General features: G+C 65.5%; 19 protein-coding genes. 13 read left to right on the top strand and 6 right to left on the bottom strand.

Annotated features, from left to right (window positions below):
- Nucleotides 1–261 precede the first annotated feature (261 nt).
- The 11 genes from AC4D2M_RS13875 to AC4D2M_RS13825 all read left to right on the top strand — a co-directional run bounded on the left by AC4D2M_RS13875 (nt 262) and on the right by AC4D2M_RS13825 (nt 11774).
- Nucleotides 262–2199, top strand: a complete 1938-nt coding sequence (locus AC4D2M_RS13875) for a hypothetical protein (RefSeq protein WP_490892478.1) — start codon at nt 262–264, stop codon at nt 2197–2199.
- Nucleotides 2189–3199: an HAD-IIA family hydrolase gene (locus tag AC4D2M_RS13870; protein ID WP_490892477.1), complete on the top strand. Its 1011-nt coding sequence runs from the start codon at nt 2189–2191 to the stop codon at nt 3197–3199. Before AC4D2M_RS13875 ends, AC4D2M_RS13870 begins: the two co-directional genes overlap by 11 nt.
- Nucleotides 3200–3208: 9 nt before the next feature.
- Nucleotides 3209–3424: a hypothetical protein gene (locus tag AC4D2M_RS13865; protein ID WP_490892476.1), complete on the top strand. Its 216-nt coding sequence runs from the start codon at nt 3209–3211 to the stop codon at nt 3422–3424.
- A 2-nt stretch (nt 3425–3426) separates the two neighbouring features.
- Nucleotides 3427–4257: a TlyA family RNA methyltransferase gene (locus tag AC4D2M_RS13860; RefSeq protein WP_490892475.1), complete on the top strand. Its 831-nt coding sequence runs from the start codon at nt 3427–3429 to the stop codon at nt 4255–4257.
- Nucleotides 4258–4287: 30 nt separating this feature from the next.
- The gene (locus AC4D2M_RS13855; protein ID WP_490892474.1) at nt 4288–5214 is read left to right on the top strand and encodes an NAD kinase; all 927 of its coding nucleotides are present in this window, start codon (nt 4288–4290) and stop codon (nt 5212–5214) included.
- On the top strand, nt 5211–6929 hold the full coding sequence (recN, locus tag AC4D2M_RS13850; RefSeq protein ID WP_490892473.1) for a DNA repair protein RecN: 1719 nt from the start codon (nt 5211–5213) through the stop codon (nt 6927–6929). Before AC4D2M_RS13855 ends, recN begins: the two co-directional genes overlap by 4 nt.
- Nucleotides 6926–8629: a CTP synthase gene (pyrG, locus tag AC4D2M_RS13845; RefSeq protein WP_490892472.1), complete on the top strand. Its 1704-nt coding sequence runs from the start codon at nt 6926–6928 to the stop codon at nt 8627–8629. Before recN ends, pyrG begins: the two co-directional genes overlap by 4 nt.
- A gap of 2 nt (nt 8630–8631) precedes the next feature.
- Nucleotides 8632–9315, top strand: coding sequence for an NUDIX domain-containing protein (locus tag AC4D2M_RS13840; RefSeq protein ID WP_490892471.1), 684 nt, complete (start codon nt 8632–8634; stop codon nt 9313–9315).
- A 3-nt stretch (nt 9316–9318) separates the two neighbouring features.
- Nucleotides 9319–10302: a site-specific tyrosine recombinase XerD gene (xerD, locus tag AC4D2M_RS13835; protein WP_490892470.1), complete on the top strand. Its 984-nt coding sequence runs from the start codon at nt 9319–9321 to the stop codon at nt 10300–10302.
- Nucleotides 10303–10378: 76 nt separating this feature from the next.
- Nucleotides 10379–10885, top strand: a complete 507-nt coding sequence (locus AC4D2M_RS13830; protein WP_490892469.1) for an RNA polymerase sigma factor — start codon at nt 10379–10381, stop codon at nt 10883–10885.
- A 1-nt stretch (nt 10886) separates the two neighbouring features.
- Nucleotides 10887–11774 carry a hypothetical protein gene (locus AC4D2M_RS13825; RefSeq protein WP_490892468.1) on the top strand — a complete coding sequence of 296 codons (888 nt, stop codon included), beginning with the start codon at nt 10887–10889 and terminating at the stop codon, nt 11772–11774.
- 68 nt (nt 11775–11842) lie between these two features.
- Here AC4D2M_RS13825 and AC4D2M_RS13820 read toward each other — a convergent pair whose 3' ends face one another.
- The gene (locus AC4D2M_RS13820; protein ID WP_490892467.1) at nt 11843–12724 is read right to left on the bottom strand and encodes a potassium channel family protein; all 882 of its coding nucleotides are present in this window, start codon (nt 12722–12724) and stop codon (nt 11843–11845) included.
- A 68-nt stretch (nt 12725–12792) separates the two neighbouring features.
- Here AC4D2M_RS13820 and AC4D2M_RS13815 point away from each other — a divergent pair, with 68 nt between their 5' ends.
- A complete protein-coding gene (locus AC4D2M_RS13815) occupies nt 12793–13539 on the top strand; it encodes an ion transporter (protein ID WP_490892466.1) in 747 nt (248 codons plus the stop codon).
- An 11-nt stretch (nt 13540–13550) separates the two neighbouring features.
- Complete coding sequence (locus AC4D2M_RS13810) at nt 13551–14027, top strand: 8-oxo-dGTP diphosphatase (protein WP_490892465.1); 477 nt, start codon at nt 13551–13553, stop codon at nt 14025–14027.
- On the opposite strand, the gene AC4D2M_RS13805 is transcribed toward AC4D2M_RS13810, so the two are convergent.
- From AC4D2M_RS13805 to AC4D2M_RS13785, 5 genes are all read right to left on the bottom strand, one after another.
- Nucleotides 14024–14743: an alpha/beta fold hydrolase gene (locus AC4D2M_RS13805; RefSeq protein WP_490892464.1), complete on the bottom strand. Its 720-nt coding sequence runs from the start codon at nt 14741–14743 to the stop codon at nt 14024–14026. The genes AC4D2M_RS13810 and AC4D2M_RS13805 overlap by 4 nt on opposite strands.
- Before the next feature lie 74 nt (nt 14744–14817).
- Nucleotides 14818–15957, bottom strand: a complete 1140-nt coding sequence (locus tag AC4D2M_RS13800; RefSeq protein WP_490892463.1) for a bifunctional 2-methylcitrate synthase/citrate synthase — start codon at nt 15955–15957, stop codon at nt 14818–14820.
- A gap of 48 nt (nt 15958–16005) precedes the next feature.
- The gene (gene prpB, locus AC4D2M_RS13795) at nt 16006–16911 is read right to left on the bottom strand and encodes a methylisocitrate lyase (RefSeq protein WP_490892462.1); all 906 of its coding nucleotides are present in this window, start codon (nt 16909–16911) and stop codon (nt 16006–16008) included.
- On the bottom strand, nt 16912–18429 hold the full coding sequence (locus tag AC4D2M_RS13790; protein WP_490892461.1) for an MmgE/PrpD family protein: 1518 nt from the start codon (nt 18427–18429) through the stop codon (nt 16912–16914).
- A complete protein-coding gene (locus AC4D2M_RS13785) occupies nt 18422–19099 on the bottom strand; it encodes a GntR family transcriptional regulator (RefSeq protein ID WP_490892460.1) in 678 nt (225 codons plus the stop codon). Before AC4D2M_RS13785 ends, AC4D2M_RS13790 begins: the two co-directional genes overlap by 8 nt.
- Nucleotides 19100–19163 lie beyond the last annotated feature (64 nt).

Here is a 19163-nt window from a genome sequence, read left to right as displayed (position 1 = left end):
CCCGGAAGCTAAGACCCACAGCGCCGATGGTACTGCACCCGAGAGAGTGTGGGAGAGTAGGACACCGCCGGACAACACTCAAGCACTGAGGCTCCGACAGTATCGTCGGAGCCTCAGGCATTTAACGGCACGGACGTGCGCCGCGCGCTTTCCTTACAATGGAAACGTCGCAGGCCGGAGTCCGGAACTTAGACACATATAAACAGCGAGAGCGTCCGGCAAAGCGTCAGGTCAGCTCATGACGAGAGGAATTTTGCTGCCATGGCTGACCGGGAACCATTCCGCGACCGCGGAGAAGACCGTCGCGACGACAACCGCAAGGGCGAACAGCGCCGGAGCGAGGACCGACGAGAGGGTCCCCGACGAGGGGACTCGGGTGGCCGCAGTGCTGGCGGCAACACCAGTGGCGGCGCCGAGCGTGGTGCTGGCCGACGTACCCCTGGATCCGGTGACCGTCCCCGATACCAGGAACGCTCCGAGCGCGGTTCCGGCCGCCCATCCCGTGAGGGTGGTTTCTCCCGTGAGGGCGGCCAGCGTCGTGAGGGTGGCGGTCAGGGCGGGTTTTCCCGTGAGGGTGGTCCCCGTCGTGAGGGCGGTGGCCAGGGCGGGTTTTCCCGTGAGGGTGGTCCCCGTCGTGAGGGTGGCGGTCAGGGCGGTTTCTCCCGTGAGGGCGGCCAGCGTCGTGAGGGTGGCGGTCAGGGCGGGTTTTCCCGTGAGGGTGGTCCCCGTCGTGAAGGTGGCGGTCAGGGCGGTTTCTCCCGCGAGGGCGGCCAGCGTCGTGAGGGGGGATTCTCCCGCGAAGGCGGCCAGCGTGGCCGCGACGATCGAGGTGAGCGCGCTCCGCGCAAGGACTTCGGGGGTGCCGGCAGGGGTAGTGAAGCAGGTAGCCTAGGCAATTGGCAGGACCGCGAGGGCCAGCGCGGTGAGCGTCGTCCCGGTCGGGATCAGGAACGCCGTGACTCCGGTGATGCAGGACGGCGTTGGGAGCGACCGGCCGGTGGGGACAACCGGTCCCGCGAGGCCGGCACCGAGCGCCGCTCATTCCGCGAGGGCAGCAGCGGTGGGTACTCAAGGGGTGCAGGCTCGCGCGACGCCGGGAGTTCCTCAACCCGGGATAGTTTCGCACGCAATGATGAGCGCCGGCCGGCTCGGAGCTTCGGCGACGACCGCCGTCCCGGCCGCACCTATGGTGACACACCTCGCGGAGGGGAACGGCGTGAGACGGACCGCGTTCGCGGTCCCGAGCGTTTCTCCGCGGAAACAGGTCCGGAGGACGCACCGTTTGCCCGCCCGCACAACGCCCGTGACCTTCGGAGCGCCAACCGGCCGGACCGTGAGCGTTCGCCGGAAATTGACGAAGATGTCACGGGAAGCGAGCTGGACAAGATCACCCGCGCAGAGATCCGCAATCTCGAGGAACGAAGCGCTCTCTGGGTAGCCAAGCACCTCGTGATGGCAGGGCGCCTCATCGACGATGAGCCTGAGCTCGCTTTTCAGCACGCACTTGCAGCCAGCCGTCGTGGCGGACGCCTCGCAGTCGTCCGTGAAGCTGTTGGCCTGACTGCGTACGCTGCGGGCCACTATGGTGAGGCCCTGCGGGAATTCCGTACCTACCGCCGGATCAGCGGCTCCAATGTCCACCTGCCTGTCATGGCGGATTGTGAGCGGGGACTGGGCCGTCCTGACCGTGCCCTCGATCTTGCCAAATCCGAGGACGCATCCTCCCTCGACGCCGCAGGGAAGGTTGAGCTGGCGATCGTTGAATCGGGAGCGCGGACCGACCTTGGCCAAGCGGACGCCGCCGTAGCGGCCCTGGAGATCCCGCAGCTGACCAAGAACCGTGCATTCAGCTACAGCCCGCGCCTGTTCCGTGCGTATGCGGACGCTCTTGCTGCGGTCGGCCGTGAGGAGGAAGCGGCCTCCTGGCGCCGCCAGGCGGAGGTCGCCGAGAACGCGCTCGGCGTCGGTGCATTTGCTGATCCCGACATCATCGACCTCGTCGACGACGACGAAGCTGCCGAGCTGGACCGCAACGCGGCGCGGGGAACTGTCGAAAGCGTCGGCACCTCTCCGGAGAAGGAAGACAGCGCTGAGTCAGTTGGAGAAGACTCACGGTCCTCAGAAACCGAGCCGGAGCCCGAACCCGAGACCAAAGACGTGGATGACGCCACAAGCGAGGAGCATCGTGATGGTGAGTGAGCCGGTTCTGGCGCGCCGCTACGGTGCTGTGCTCGCGGATCTGGACGGCGTGGTCTACGCGGGCCCGTCGGCCATCCCCGGTGCCACCGACGCGCTGGAGAAACTGGGGGACATTGGCGTAGCCCTCGCGTACATCACCAACAACGCGTCCCGGTCCTCCGCGGAAGTAGCGGCACACCTTCGCGAGTTGGGTGCCCCTGCCGCGGCGGAGCAGGTTTTCGGTTCCGCGCTTGCGGGTGCGGAACTCCTCGCCACAAAGGTGCCGCAGGGCGCAACGGTGCTCGTGACTGGCAGCGCAGTTCTTGCCCAGCATGTTGCAGACCAGGGACTCGTGCCGGTAACCACTGCCGACCCCCTTCCCAACGCAGTAATTCAGGGTTTCGAGCCCTCGCTCGGATGGAAAGACCTTGCCGAAGCTTCGTTCGCGGTTGCTGGAGGGGCCGTGTGGGTCGCTACGAACACAGACATGTCCATACCGCAGGCCCGTGGGATCGCGCCCGGGAACGGCTCCCTCGTGGCCGCGGTGAGCGCTGCCACCGGCAAGAGACCGCTGGTTGCAGGCAAGCCTGAAGCACAGCTGTTTACGACGGCGGCGAAACACCTTGGCGTGGAGGACGCGCTCGTGGTCGGCGACCGCCTGGACACCGACATCCTTGGCGGAAACCGGGCTGGAATGGCGACGGCGCTGGTGCTGACCGGCGTTGATACGGCAGCGAATGCGCTGGCCGCCGTCACAGACGAACGCCCGACCTACCTGGTCGCTGACCTCGGTGAGCTGCACCGTCCCTATCCGGACACTACCGAGCAGGACGGTGTTTTCACCTGCGGTGAGTCCTACGCGAAGGTTGAGGACGGCGTCGTAATAATGGGCGGTGGGCGCGAGAATCTGGACGTCTGGCGCGCAGGCTGCGCAGCATGGTGGGCGGCTTGTCCGCAGCAGGACACCCCAACCTTGCCCCAGCTGAGATTCGCGGATGGGGAAGAGGACACACAACGGTGAGGAGCCGCCGTGGAACCCGCTGAACCATCTTCCTTCGAGCAGGCCTCGACGCCGGACAGCAGCCCCTCCCGTTTTCCAGAGGTATCACCCACGGGGGATGCTTCAGTTGATCAGGTGCTGAACAACCTCAACTCCATGACGGATTTGGACGAGGCGGCCCCACTCGCTGCGTACGAGCAGCTTCATGACGAGTTGCTCGCTGAGCTCAACACGGAGCACGGCTGACGGTGGCGCGGCTCGACCAGGTGCTGGTGTCCCGGGGGCTGGCGCGTTCCAGATCCCATGCAGCACAGCTGATCACAGCGGGGCGCGTGCTGCGCTCCGGGGTCGTACTGACCAAGGCCTCCTCGGCAATCGCCGACGGCGACGAACTGGTTGTCAGGGCAGGAGGTAGCCCGGACTACCTCAGCCGTGCCGGTCATAAACTGGACGGCGCCCTTGAGGCTTTCTCCAGTGTTGACGTCCGTGACAAGCGGTGCCTCGACGCCGGAGCGTCCACCGGCGGCTTCACAGACGTGCTGCTGCGGAGGGGAGCGAACGAAGTTGTGGCCGTGGACGTGGGGCACGGGCAGCTTGTCGACCAGCTGCGCAATGATCCGCGGGTACGCGTGCATGAAGGGCTCAACGTCCGGTTCCTGGACCGGGAGCAGATCGGCGGGCAGGTTGACCTGACCGTTGCCGATCTCTCATTTATTTCGCTGACCCTCGTGATGGAACCGCTCGCGCACGCGACTCGGAGCGGCGGGGACCTCGTCCTGATGGTCAAGCCGCAGTTCGAGGTGGGCAAGAGCGCACTCAGCCGCACCGGAGTGGTGACGGACGAGAAGCAGCGGCGCGGCGCCGTCGTCGGCGTAGTGCGTTCCGCGCTGGAAGTGGGCCTTGAAGTCGAAGGCGTCGCGCGTAGCCCGCTCCCGGGCCAGAACGGAAATGTCGAGTTCTTCCTGTGGATGAAGGTGCCGGCGAACTCGTTGGTGCCTAGGATCGATAAGGACGCAGATCGGCTGGCCCGCGAGATAGTGGACGGCAGCGCGGCGTTTCGCACGAGCGGCAATGCGTGAGGCCGTCCCTACCTGATACAACGGAGCCTGATGACTAGACGCATACTGGTACTCGCCCACACCGGACGCCATGATGCCATGGCGGCTGCCCAGGAGGCCTGCACGCGACTGCATGCGTCCGGGTTGAGCCCGGTCATGCGCGGCGAGGAACTACGGGACATGCAGGCTGAATACGGCACTCTGGCTGCGCCCACGGAAACGCTCGGAACGGACGTAACGCTCAGTGAAATCGAACTGGGCATGGTGCTCGGCGGCGACGGGACCATCCTCCGAGCCGCTGAGCTGGTCCGTGGTACGGATGTTCCCCTGCTCGGCGTGAACCTTGGGCATGTCGGCTTCCTCGCCGAGAGCGAGCGCGCCGACCTCGCTGAAGCGGTCCGCTGGGTCGTGGACAAGGATTACACCGTCGAGGAACGGATGGCCATCGATGTGCAGGTCTGGCGCGGTGACCAGCTGGCTGCCCAGACCTGGGCGCTCAACGAGGCGGCGATCGAGAAAGCCAACCGCGAACGCATGATCGAGGTGGTCCTCGAAGTCGACGGCCGGCCGGTCAGCTCATTCGGCTGCGACGGCGTCGTGCTGGCCACGCCCACGGGTTCCACCGCATACGCGTTCTCGTCCGGCGGGCCGGTGGTATGGCCGGAGGTCGAGGCGCTCCTGGTCGCTCCGATCAGCGCGCACGCACTCTTCGCCAAGCCGCTCGTCGTTGCACCCACATCGCTGCTGGCAGTGGAGATCCTCACCCGGACAGACGCTTCAGGGGTCCTCTGGTGCGACGGACGACGCACGGTGGACCTGCCACCCGGAGCGCGCGTCGAAGCAACCCGGTCCGACATCCCGGTCCGTCTGGCGCGGACGCACCAGACCCCCTTCTCGGAGCGGCTCGTCCGCAAATTCGAGTTGCCCACCCAAGGCTGGCGCGGTCCGGTCAGCCACGACGGCGAGCCTGCCCGATGATCGAGGAAATCCGCATCCGCGACCTCGGTGTCATCGCCGACGCTACGCTCTCCCTCGGGCCCGGATTCAGCGTTGTAACCGGCGAGACCGGCGCGGGCAAAACCATGGTCCTGTCGGCGTTGGGGTTGCTGATGGGTGCCCGTTCGGATGCCGGCGCGGTGCGCCTCGGCGCCAGGAACGCCTCCGCGGAAGCCCTGCTGCGGGTGGACCCCGAAGGCGCTGCCGCCCAGCGCGCGGTGGAAGCCGGCGGTGAGCTGGAAGACGACGACGGCGGCGCAGGACTGATCCTTGCCCGCACAGTCAACAGCGACGGCCGGAGCCGCGCATACGTCGGCGGAAGGTCAGCTCCCGCCGGCGTCCTCGCTGAGGTGGGGGAGAAGCTGGTGGTGGTTCACGGCCAGTCGGATCAGCTGCGGCTGCGAGGCGCGGCAGCACAGCGCGAGGCGTTGGACAAGTTCGGCGGTGCCGAACTGGCGGACGCCCTGGCTTCCTACCAGGCGGCCTACCGTCGCTGGCGGGAGGTCACCGCTGACCTGGAGGGGCTGCGGAGCGCGGAACGCGACCGGCTGCGGGAAGCGGAGTCGCTGCAGGCAGCGCTCGAGGAGATCGATGCAATCGACCCCCAAGCGGGGGAGGACGAGACCCTGAAAGCCGAAGCGATGAAGCTCGGCAACGTTGAGGAGCTTCGCACTGCTGCGGCGGCGGCACATCAGGCGCTGGTCTCCGGTGAGTTCCCGGAAACGGGCGACGCCACCACTCTGGTGGATGCGGCGAAGCGGCAGCTGGAAGCGGTCGGCGCTCATGACGCTGAACTGGGATCTCTGGCTGAGCGGCTCGCGGAAGTCGGGTACATCCTGGCGGATATTTCAACAGAGCTGGCCGGTTACGCATCATCCCTGGACTCGGAGGGACCGGGACGGCTGGCAGAGGTCGAGGCCCGCCGGGCAGACCTCAATGTCCTCATCCGCAAGTACGCGCCGTCCGTCAATGAGGTGATCGAGTGGGCATCCGTTGGACGGGAGCGCCTCGATGAGATCAGCGGCGACTCGGACCGGATCGAAGGGCTCCAGCAGGAAGCCGCCACGCTGGAAAACCGGCTGGTTGAGGAAGCACGGGTTCTGAGCCGATTGCGTCGAGCTGCTGCCGATGACCTTGCCGTGCGTGTCAGCGATGAGCTCACTGCCCTCGCGATGCCAGACGCGAAGCTCATCATCGATGTAACGTCCGGCGGCACGCCGGGAGCATCAGGAGCGGACGAGGTCTCCTTCTCCCTGCAGCCGCACGCCGGTTCAGCGCCGCGCCCGTTGGGCAAGGGCGCCTCGGGCGGTGAACTGTCGAGAGTGATGCTGGCAATAGAGGTGGTTCTCGCCGCCGTCGACCCCGTCCCCACCTTTGTCTTCGACGAAGTGGACGCGGGGGTAGGCGGGAAGGCCGCCGTCGAAATCGGGCGCCGCCTGGCCATGCTCGCCCAGCACGTCCAGGTTGTGGTGGTCACGCACCTGCCGCAGGTGGCAGCATTTGCATCGCACCATATCCGGGTGACCAAGACCCGGGCAGCCGACGGCGGCTTCACCGCCAGCGACGTCGAGGTCCTCCCGGAGTCGGAACGGGTACGCGAGCTGGCTCGCATGCTGGCCGGCCAGGAGGAGTCGGCCAGTGCTCAGGCACACGCCGAGGAACTGCTGCTTGATGCAGCGCGGACAGCCGCCAGGTGATAGGCTCGAACTCCGTGGTGCAGCAAACAATCTCCCGGTTCCAAAAGTCCGCCAAGACTACCAAGCACATCTTCGTCACCGGTGGTGTGGCGTCTTCTCTCGGTAAGGGTCTGACAGCTTCCAGCCTCGGCCACCTGCTGCGGGCGCGAGGTTTGTCCGTAACCATGCAGAAGCTGGATCCGTATCTGAACGTTGATCCCGGCACCATGAACCCCTTCCAGCACGGCGAGGTCTTCGTGACCGACGACGGCGCTGAGACCGACCTCGATATCGGCCACTATGAGCGTTTCCTCGATGAGAGCCTCGATGGGTCAGCCAACGTCACCACCGGTCAGGTGTACTCCACTGTCATCGCCAAGGAACGCCGCGGCGAGTACCTGGGCGACACCGTGCAGGTCATCCCGCACATCACGGACGAGATCAAGCGCCGCATGCGCCTGCCCGCCGAACCGACAGGGGGCCGCAAGGCGCCTGACGTCATCATCACCGAGATCGGCGGCACCGTCGGCGACATCGAATCCCAGCCGTTCCTCGAGTCCGCACGGCAGGTGCGGCAGGACATCGGCCGCAACAACGTCTTCTTCCTGCACGTGTCCCTGGTGCCCTACATCGGACCCTCGCAGGAACTGAAGACCAAACCCACGCAGCACTCAGTGGCGATGCTGCGCTCAATCGGTATCCAGCCGGACGCCATCGTCATCCGCTCCGACCGCGAGGTCCCGGACGCCATGCGCGAGAAAATCGGCCGCATGTGCGACGTCGATATCGACGCGGTGGTCAACGCAGCGGACGCCCCGAGCATCTACGACATCCCCAAGACGCTCCACGCGCAGGGACTCGACGCCTACATCGTTCAGGCCCTCGACCTGAAGTTCAAGGACGTCAACTGGACCAAGTGGAACAAGCTCCTGGACGCTGTACACCACCCGAAGCACCACGTGGAAATCGCGCTGGTCGGCAAGTACATCGACCTGCCGGACGCGTACCTGTCCGTGACGGAAGCGCTGCGTGCCGGCGGGTTCGCGAACAAGGCCAAGGTACAGATCCGCTGGGTGCCCTCGGATGAGTGCGCCACGCCGGAAGGCGCGGCGAAGGCACTTGACGGCGCTGACGCTATCTGTGTGCCAGGCGGCTTCGGCATCCGCGGGTTGGAGGGCAAGCTCGGAGCCCTGCGCCACGCGCGTGAGAACGGGGTGCCGACGCTCGGCCTGTGCCTCGGCCTGCAGTGCATGGTGATCGAATTCGCCCGCAATGTTGTGGGCCTGAAGGGTGCTTCGTCCACTGAGTTCGATCCCGAGACCGAGTTCCCGGTCATCGCCACCATGGCCGAACAGCTCGAAATCGTCGCCGGTGAGGGCGATATGGGCGGCACCATGCGCCTGGGCCTGTGGGATGCGACGCTGAAGGACGGGTCCGTCATCGCCAAGACGTACGGCCGCACCGCTGTGAGTGAGCGCCACCGCCACCGCTACGAAGTCAATAACGAGTACCGGGAGAAGCTTGAGGCTGCCGGTCTGGTCGTATCGGGCACCACCACGGACGGCAAGCTGGTTGAGTTCGTGGAACTGCCCGCGCAGACACACCCGTACTATGTCTCCACCCAGGCCCACCCCGAGCTGAGTTCGCGTCCCACCCGGCCGCATCCCCTGTTCGCCGGACTGGTCAAGGCCGCGCTTTTGCGTCGGGGCGTCAAGGCCTAGCTATGGGTGCAGAATCCCGGGACGCGGTGATATCCGACCGGCAAAGCCCCCGCCGCTTGCTTGAGGCCACCACGGTTTTCCAGGGGAAGATCTGGGACGTCGTGAGCGAAACTTTCCGTCTGGACGAGGACGGCGAGCCGATCACGCGCGAGTACATCCGGCACCCCGGAGCAGTCGCTATCCTCGCCATGGATGACCGGGAACGTGTCCTGCTGCTTCGCCAGTACCGGCACCCGGTCCGGATGGACCTGTGGGAGATTCCCGCCGGCCTCCTGGACGTCCACGGCGAGGACTTCGCCGTTGCCGCGGCCCGCGAACTGGCCGAGGAAGCGGACGTGACGGCAAGTTCCTGGCATGTTCTCTCCGACCTGTTCCTTTCGCCCGGCTCCTCGAGCGAAGCCCTACGCATCTACCTCGCACAGGGCATCGCCGAAGTGCCGCACGATGAGCGTCATACCCGCACCCACGAGGAAGCCGAGATCGAGCTCGCCTGGGTGCCTCTGCCTGATGCCGTGCAGGCAGTGCTCGAAGGGCGGATCCATAGCCCCTCCGCCGCAGCAGCAATCCTCGCGGCGGCGGCGGCCAAACTGTCCGGCTACCGTTCACTCCGCCCAGCGGACGCTCCATGGCCGGAACATCACAGCCAGCACGGAACGTGGCCTCTGGGCCCTGTACTGCAGGGCTGAACCATGGCCGAGGGCGGGCAGGCTACCGTGCAGGACGAACTCCGGGCCACCGGCCCCGGCCGGTTGATCAGCGAGTACCTTCAGCACATGCTTGTGGAGCGCGGACTCTCTGCGAACACCCTCGCGGCCTATCGACGGGATCTGCTGCGGTACCACCGCTTCCTCGCGTCGCATGGCATCGACTCGATGAACGCCGTGACCCGGCAAATGGTCTCGGCCTTCGCGCAGGGACTGGCCACCGGCGAGGACGGGCAGGCGCCGCTGAGCCCCCGCTCGGCGGCCCGCACCGTGGTCGCCGTCCGCGGCCTCCACCGCTTCCTCGCACTCGAAGGAACGACGACGGCGGATCCCGCCGAAGATGTGCACCCGCCTACCGCGGGCCAGCGCCTGCCCAAAGCGATCTCTGTTGACGATGTCACGCGGATCCTCGAGGCCGTTGACACGTCCACACCGGGAGGTCTGCGCGACCGTGCGCTGCTTGAGTTCCTGTACTCGACCGGGGCACGAATCAGCGAAGCCGTGGGGCTCGATGTCGATGACGTGTCGGTCGACGCAGCGCTCGACGGTCCCGCCGTTGTCCGGCTCTTCGGCAAAGGATCCAAGGAACGCCTCGTTCCGCTCGGATCCTATGCGGCGCGCGCCATCGAGTCGTATCTGGTGCGCGCCCGGCCCGCGCTGGCCGCCAATGCATCCGAAAAGCGCAGCGCTCCTGCACTGTTCCTCAATCTGCGCGGCGGGCGGCTGAGCAGGCAGAGTGCGTGGAGCATCCTGAAAGCCGCCGCCGAGCGCGCCAAGGTTGCGGGGGAAGTGTCACCGCACACCCTGCGGCACTCCTTCGCCACGCACCTGCTCCAGGGCGGGGCGGATGTGCGGGTAGTTCAGGAGCTTCTGGGGCACGCCTCGGTGACCACAACCCAGGTGTACACGCTCGTCACGGCTGACACGCTGCGCGAAATCTATGCCGCAGCGCATCCCCGCGCCCTTTAATTGGGGTACCTGTAACCCCACCGGGCGTGCCGGAAACTAAAGGGGTATGGACAGGACACATACACCAGGGGGGACAGTGTTGCGGCGATACGATGACGTGTTCGCGGCTCTGCACAGGGAACATCGCGACCGCGTGTTCTCCTTCATCCACCGCCGAGTCAGCAGCCGCGAAGCATCCGAAGAACTCACCAACGATGTGTTCCGGATTGCGTGGCAGAAGAACCCCGACGCCGCCGCCGTCACGCCGGCATGGCTGCTCACAGTAGCCCGCAACGTCATCGGCAACGAATACCGGCGCAGGGAACGCGCGGAGCATCTCATGCAGCGCGTAAGGGACTCGGTCGTCATAGCGGCCCGCGCGGGCCAGGGCGCCCAACAGCAAGCGGTGGCCGACTCATTGCTGCGGCTTCGGGAGAAGGAACGCGAGATCCTTCTGCTGGCCTACTGGGACGATCTCTCCACCGTGGAAATCAGCGAGGTGCTCGGATGCAGCCCCTCCGCCGCCAAAGTACGCCTGCACCGGGCTCGCGCCGCGTTTGCACAGATGATGCCTGCCGCTCTGATGGCAGAGGAAGGAGCCTGAAATGGACCCCATCGAGAACCTGATCCGGGGCTTGGACCCCGTGCGCGCCGAACGGGAATCCTCCGATTCACCAACCGAGATTATTGCTTTCCCGGCCAATGGAGGCCACCAGGAGCCTGACACTGCCATGAACAATGAAACAACCAACAACGGGTCCGTCGCGGGTCACGGCCGCGAGAACAATGAGAATGACGCCTTCAGCGATGATCGCCCGGTTGTGATTCCCCTGCAGCGCCGGCGCAGGATGGCGGCTGTCGTGGCAGGGGCCGCTGCAGCGGCAGCCGTGGCTGGCGCCGTCGTGCTCGGTGGGTCGCTCGGAACAGAGGCACCGCTGCCGGCCGCTACTTCGAGTGCCACCCCGACGCTCGAACCGTCCCCGACGCTGGAACCCACCCAGGAAGCGACCGTGGACCCATCTCCAGTGCCGGAGCCCACGCCGAAGCCGACGCTGGAACCGACCGTAGAGCCAAGCGTCGAACCCGGGGGAGTCCCCACCGGGCCACCAGCGGATGAGGGCTGCCGGGTGGAGGACGTCGACCGGGTCATGGAACAGGGCAGTGACTTCATGAGCCTGACGCCTTTCGCGAGCAATCCGGACGATTATGAGGTGGTTGGCTGCACCGAAGAATGGATGGCCATGGAGGTGACTGACGCCGCCTTTGAAGCCAACCCGCAGGACGGCGGAAACACCTGGTTCTATATCGCCCGCCGGGTCGATGGGCAGTGGCTGTTTGAATCCGCCGGCTACAACCTGATTGTGAAGTGGGACTTCCTCCCCGTCGTGGAGGGCCGCACAGCACAGGAAATGATGGACCAGCAGTTCATCGACACCGGAATTCCGGTGGAATTGCGGCCGGAACTGGTCGGTGAGGGTCCTGCCGGGACCTGATCGGCGGGCCCACAACACCAGCCCCGTCCCCTCTACCTTCTCGGTAAAGGGAACGGGGCTGCGTGTTCTCAGGAACCCTCACGGTAGCGGTACCGGTGATCACTGGCGTAGGAACGGAAGACATCCTGTGTCATTTCGCCGTCATGCCGGAACTCGTCCTTCAGGAATGCCGCAAACGAATCGAGCGCGTCGTGCAGGAGAGCTCCGGCTGTCTGTAGCGTCGGTTTGGGGGAGCGGCTCGCTTGATTCGCGAGGTCGACGGCGTAGGACAGTGAAGCAGGCAGCGAGAGTTCCTCGTTCGCCTCCCAGAAGTAGTAGGACTCCGAGGTCTGAGTGAGGTCGACTCTGATCTGCACGAGATCAACGACAAGTGATTCCAGGGTGTTGGTGACAGCGGACGGGTCAAGTTCCTCCATCCTGGTGATGTAGTCGGCGTTCTGCAGCAGAGACAAGCGGATCGCCAACGCACGACGCCGGCCGAGCGCGGGGTAGATCTGCATGAACCACGACACTGCTGCCGTCAGCAGGGCGAAGCCGGTCAGCGCTTCGAACGGAATCAGGAACCGGACCAGCGGATCCGTTGCGACGACGTCACCGAACCCGAGTGTCGTCAGCGTGACGGCGGAGACATAGAAGGCTTCGGCTGCATTGCTGTACCGCGCAGGGTCAAGGCCCGGTGCGTAGCTGAAGTCCTGCGGGATATGCGGGTAGAAGAGCAGCGCCCACCCGATCGCCTGAAGGGAGGCCCAGAAGACGATGACCGACACCATTGCAAGCGGCCCTGCCACCGACGCTGCCTTCTCACCCAACCCACGTACTACTCGCCAGACCGCCACGACGCACAGACGGCTGAACCGTCCGCGCCCGCTGGGATGAAGCAGAGTGTGGAACACCTCGATGAGTCCGAGCATGATCACAAGGGCGCCAAGGATGGACAGCAGCCACAGCACAACAATCTCCCGCCGGTTGGATGTCGGGTTCGAGCAGTCTAACCAGTTCGGCGCGAGGGCGTGGAAAGATGGGGGAGGTGAACGCCGCCGACGCACGCCCCAACGCTTCCCCACCCGCTGAACCAGAGGACGGGCTGAGCGCTGCAGAACTACTTGCCCGTCGCCTGGACCGTCCCATGGGCGTGCTCGGGCTTGTTTTCCTGTTCGTCGTCCTGGGCCAGCTTCTGGCGACCGACCCGGGGCTGGTCCTGGGACTGACCATTACCGGATGGGTGTTCTGGGTGGTTTTCGTCGCCGAATTCCTGCTGCGGGCCTACATCGCACGGTTCAGCGCGGCCTTCTGGAAGAAGAGCTGGTGGCAGGTCATCTTCCTGCTCGTGCCGTTCCTGCGCTTCCTCCGCGCGCTCCAGGCTGTCCGGCTCCTGAGACTGACCCGGGTGGCTCGCGTTGGCGGCATCCTCTCGGCCGGAATCCGTGGCTCCCGTTCCGCCGGTCGGCTGCTGTCCAGCAGGATCGGCTGGATGGCGGCCGTGACTGCCGTCGTTATCCTCGCAACAAGCCAGCTGCTCTACGCAACGGGAGAGCATACCGAGTACGGCGACGCGCTCTACGAGACGGCGATGGCCACCATCACCGGCACCGGCATTACGCCGCAGACCGCGTTCGCGCGCGTGGTGCAGGTGATTCTCGCGGTCTATTCAATCGCTGTCTTCGCTACGCTGGCGGGCTCCCTCGGTGCGTTCTTCCTTCGGGAGGACGACCGGCTGCGGGCGAAGCCTGATGCCGGAACACCGTCGGCGCCACGCCGTGACTAGACTTGGGTCGCATGACCCCACGGCGAGTCGCGCTCTGCTTCCTGTTCCGGCAAACCGCTGCAGGTCGCGAAGTGCTGCTCGGAATGAAGCGCTCCGGTTTCGGAATAGGACGGATCGTCGCGCTGGGCGGAGGCATCGAACCTGGGGAATCCGCCGGCGAAGCCGCGGCACGGGAAGTCCAGGAGGAATCCGGGATGGTGGTCGACGTCGCCGATCTCGTGGAGCTCGGTCCGGTACGGTGGCGCTTCCCCATCAAGCCTGTGCTGGACATGGACGCCGTCGTCTTTACGACGGAGCGATTCTCGGGTGAGCCGGGCCTAACGGATGAGATCGATCCCTGCTGGTACCCGGTGGAGCAGGTGCCCTGGGAAGGTATGTGGGATGATGCGAAGCACTGGCTCGGCCACGTTCTCCGCAGTCAGCCCCTGAACGTGACCGTCACCCTCAATGCCGACAACCAGACGGTGCGGACGGCGGATTTCGGCTAGACCGCAGAAGGTCGTTCCGGACCGCTGACCGCTGCCAAAATGATTTCACCGAGCTCCTGAGGACGCGTGAATTGCGGCCAGTGCCCGGTTGGCAGATCGACATACTCAACGTCCTTCATCCGGCCGAGCTCCGCGACGTAGGGGTGCCCCTGGGCCACCCACTCCTGCAGTTGGGCCGATGGAAATTCACATGCGATCACGGTGGCCGGCACGTTGTAGCGCTGCTCGTTTCCGAGCTTCTGCGGATCACAGGCGACACCTCTCGGCTGCGGGATTGCCCGCCGCCTAAAGTCGGCCCGCAACCCGTCGTCCAGGTCGACGAGATCGTCAGCATCGAAGAGTTCCCACGGCGGCAGCGGAATCTCGTCACCGTCCGCAGGCAGTTCGTCATTGATGACTCCGCCCTCGCCGAGCGGACCGCTGTCCACGTAGATGGCCCGCGCAACGCGATCCGGCCGAGCATCCGCCACACCATGGATGATCGCTCCGCCGCCTGAGTGCCCAACGAGCACAACCGGGTGAGTCACCTCATCCACCGCCGAGACGACGGCGTCGATATGGGTTTGCAGGCCGATGCCCGCCCGCGGTGCATCCGCAGCTTCCAGGCCGGGAAGCGTCAGCGGATGAACGCGGTGCCCCGCAGCAGTGAGCGGCGGGGTGACCTCGGACCATGATGAAGCGTCCAACCAGAAGCCGGGAACCAGGATGATGTCCATGACCGGAACCCTACCGGTCCAACCGCTTCGAGTGAACGGGCGGAACATGGGTTCAGGACAGATCCGGTCCGCGGTCAGGAGACGTGGCGTTCCTCCGGGCCGTTGTAGGCGGCCAGCGGCCGGATGAGCGAATTGTCTGCGCGCTGCTCCATCACATGCGCTGTCCAGCCGGTGATCCGGGCGGCGATGAAGAGCGGGGTGAACATTTCCGTGTCGAATCCCATGAGGTGGTAGGTGGGGCCGGCAGGGTAGTCGAGGTTCGGCTTGATCCCCTTCGCGTCCTGCATGGCTGTCTCGAGGCCCTCGTACAGGCCGAGGATTTCGGGCCGCCCGTAGTGCTTGACCATGGCGTCGAGTGCCGCCTTCATGGTGGGGACCCGGGAGTCGCCGTTCTTGTAGACACGGTGTCCGAATCCCATGATCTTTTTCTTCTGCGACAGGGCTTCGTCCATCCATGCCTTGGCCCGGGCAGTCGCCTCCTCGACGGACTCGTCCTGCTTGATGCCGATCTCCTCGAAGGTGTGCATGACAGCCTCGTTTGCTCCGCCGTGCAGTGGTCCCTTCAATGCGCCGATGGCCCCCGTGATCGCCGAGTGCAGGTCTGCCAGCGTGGAGGTGATGACCCGCGCGGTGAAAGTCGATGCGTTGAAGGAGTGCTCCGCATACAGGATCATCGAGGTGTTGAACGCCTCCACCACCTCCGGCGCCGCCTCTTCACCGAATGTCATCCACAGGAAGTTGGCGGAGTAGCCCAGGTCCTCGCGCGGCTCTACCGGGTCAAGTCCGCGGCGGCGCCGCTGGTCATATGCGACGACGGCGGGAAATGCCGCCAGCAGCTCGGTCGCCTTTTCCAGTTCAGCTTCGGGGGAGTTATCCTCAGCTTTCGGGTGACTGGCTCCGATCACGGACACCGCCGTACGACCGACATCCATGGGGTGGCAGCTGAGCGGAAGCAAATCGATGGCGGCCTTCACGTCCTTGGCGAGTGCGCGCGACGAGCGTCCCTGTAGGCGGAACTGGTGACCCTCCGACTCCGAGGGGAGTTCTCCGTGCCACAGAAGCCACGCGACGTCCTCAAAGCTCACTGAGGCCGCCAACTCCTGCACGGGGTAGCCCCGGTAGAGCAGGGAGTTGCTTTGGGGATTGACCTTCGAGATTGCGGTGGTGTCCGCAGTGACTCCGGCGAGGCCCTTGTAGATCTGGGGTTCGGTCATGCCTTGACTCCTATGTCGGTGGTGAATCCGGCCGGTGCCGGGATCGGCTCAGTGCCCGCCGGGCACCTGAAAGTTGAATACTGAGGTGTCGAATCGGTTGTACGCCTCGTAATCGACCAGCTCGTAGAGTCGGGCTCGGGTCTGCATGGAGCCGACGGCGGCCTGTTGGGTGCCGTCTGCCTTGATCGTTTCCAGCGTACGCTCCGCCGCGCCCATCGCACTACGCAGCAGCGTGACGGGGTAAATCACCATGTTCACTCCCACCGATTCCAGATCGGCGGCGGTGAAAAGCTCGCTTCTTCCGAACTCCGTCATGTTGGCGAGAATGGGTACATCGACGGCGCCACGGATGGCTTCGAACTCGGACAGGTCGCGCATCGCTTCCGGGAAAATGGCATCCGCACCGGCGTCGACCAGAGCTTTCGCCCGGTCCTGGGCAGCTTCCAGGCTGTCCGTGCCGCGGATATCGGTGCGGGCCATGATCAGGAAGTTCGGGTCACGGCGTGCATCGGCAGCCGCATGAATGCGTTTGATGGCGGTGTCCGTGTCCACCACGTTCTTGCCGTCAAGGTGCCCGCACCGTTTTGGATTGAACTGGTCCTCGATGTGGCAGCCGGCCAGGCCCGCGTTTTCAAGCTCCTGGACTGTCCGGGCAACGTTCATGGGTTCACCGAAGCCCGTGTCCGCATCGACCAGTGCCGGGAGGTCGGTCATGCGGGCTATCTGCGCGGCCCGTGTGGCTACCTCCGTCAGAGTCGTGAGCCCGATGTCGGGCAGGCCGAGGTCATTGGCGAGCACCGCGCCGGAGATGTAGACGCCGTCGAACCCCTTGTCCTCGATCAGCCGGGCGGAGAGCGGATTGAACGCTCCGGGGAACTGCTGGATCCGGCCGGAGGCAAGGCCGGCGTGCAGCATCTCGCGCTTCTTCTCAGGCGTCACGGAGGAATACAGCATTTAGAACAGTCCTTTCGGTGCTTTCGCGGCAAGGATATCCACGGCGGCAGCCAGGTTCAGCTGGTCAAGCTCCCCGGGCGCGAGCTGGGGGAGTCGCTGCACCGTGTCAAGGAACCTGTCCACCTCCGCATCCTCCACAACACCTGCAGCAAGAGTCCGCAGTTTATCGATGTACTGCTCGCGTGCGAAGGGACGTGCTCCCAGGGGGTGTGCGTCGGCGACCGCGATCTCGTCGGTGATGACAGTGCCGTCCGTCATGGTGATTTCAACCCGGCCTCCGAACGCCTTCTCGCGGATGTCCAGCGAGTGGTAGCGGCGTGTCCACTCAGCGTCCTCCACGGTGGTGACCTTTTCCCAGAGCTGCACTGTGTCAGGGCGTGCGGCTCGTTCCGAGGTGTAGGAGTCGACGTGGTGCCAGCGCCCATCCTGCAGCGCAACCGTGAAGATGTACGGAATGGAGTGGTCGAGCGTCTCGCGGGACGCCGTCGGATCGTACTTCTGTGGGTCATTTGCGCCGGAACCGATCACGTAGTGCGTGTGGTGGGACGTGTGGATGCGGATGGACTCGACCTTCGTCGGGTCGGTAACCTCCGGATGTACGCCGTGCAACCGGCGCGCCAGGTCAATCCAGGCCTGAGCCTGGTACTCCGCCGAGTGCTCCTTCGTGTAGGTGTCAAGGATTGCGCGTTTTGCTTCGCCGGCGGCCGGAAGCGGAACCTCGTATCGGGCGTCCGGGCCGTCCAGGAGCCAGGCGATGACGCCGTCTTCGCCCTCGTAGATGGGCGTGGGGGAGGTCTGTCCGCGCATGGCCCGGTCCACGGCTTCGACGGCCATCTTCCCGGCGAAGGCCGGCGCATGTGCCTTCCACGTCGAGATCTCGCCCTTGCGCGACTGGCGGGTGGCCGTGGTCGTATGCAGGGCCTGGCCGACCGCCTGGAAGATAGTTTCAACGTCGAGGCCGAGCAGCGTACCGATGCCGGCGGCGGCGGAGGGGCCGAGGTGCGCGACATGGTCGATCTTGTGCTTGTGCAGGCAGATCGCCTTGACGAGGTCCACCTGGATCTCGTAGCCGGTGGTGATGCCGCGCAGGAGATCGGCGCCGGATGCCCCGGTGTGCTGGGCGACGGCGAGGACCGGGGGGATGTTGTCTCCGGGGTGGGAGTAGTCGGCAGCGAGGAACGTGTCGTGGTAGTCCAGTTCGCGGACCGCGACGCCGTTTGCCCAGGCCGCCCATTCGGGTGATGACTTCTGGCCGATCCCGAACACCGTCGCACCCTGTCCGTTGACCGAGACGGGGTGGCTCAGCGCCTGTGCCCGTGCGGCGACGATCGGTGCACGGGAAAGCGAGGCCACTGCCACCGAGGCGTTGTCGATGATGCGGTTGATCACCATGTCGGTGACGTCGTCGTCGACCCCGACCGGATCGGCGGCAACCTCGGCGATCTTCCAGGCCAACTGACCGGTTCGGGGCAGGTTTTCCTCGCTGCAGTGCACGCGGACGGGGTGGAGCTCAACCATGGGGTTTTTCCTCTCGGGTGGTTTTCGCATTGATGTCTGCTCGGGCAGCCAGCAGGTACTCCAGGCTGTTGTGAAGGTGGACTTTGGTGGAGGCAGCGGCCAGATCGGGGTTGGCCTGCGCAATCGACCGGGCAATCTGTGCATGCTCTGAGGCTGAGGCGGTGAGGCGCGCGACGTCGTCCCGGGCAAGGCGGCGCACCCGGCTAAGGTGAGTGCGCAGCTGCCTCTGGGCCTGGAGGAGATAGGGGTTGGCAGCAGCGGAGTCAATGGCGGCGTCGAGCTCGCCGACCAACTCGTAGTACTCATGCTGCCCATCGTCGGAAGCCTGAATGAGCGGGGATGCGGATTCGAAGCGCGCGGTCAGGTCCTGGAAGGTTCGCCTGTCCGCGCGTGCAGCAGCGAGTGCGGCTGCTGTGCAGTCCAGCGAAATCCGGACGTCGAAGAGGCCGATGATTTTCTCCAGTGACACCTCGGTCACGACGACGCCGCGACCGGGGTGGGCTGCCGTCAACCCTTCCGCGGTAAGCCGGGAGAGCGCCTCGCGCAGCGGTGTCCTGGAGACGCCCAACCGTGCGGACTGCTCGACTTCCCCGAGCAGGGTGCCCGGGCCAAGCCGCCATTCGATGATGTCGGCGCGCAGCGCCTGGTAGGCGCGGTCACTGGCCCGCATTTGCCTGCTCCATCGCTCCTCGCACTGCTCCAATGTATACAGAAAGCGTGTAAGCGGCAATGAA

The sequence above is a fragment of the Arthrobacter sp. TJ-270 genome, assembly GCF_058269075.1.
Note: the sequence above shows the minus strand (reverse complement) of the source record. Positions and strands in the feature narration are given on the sequence as shown.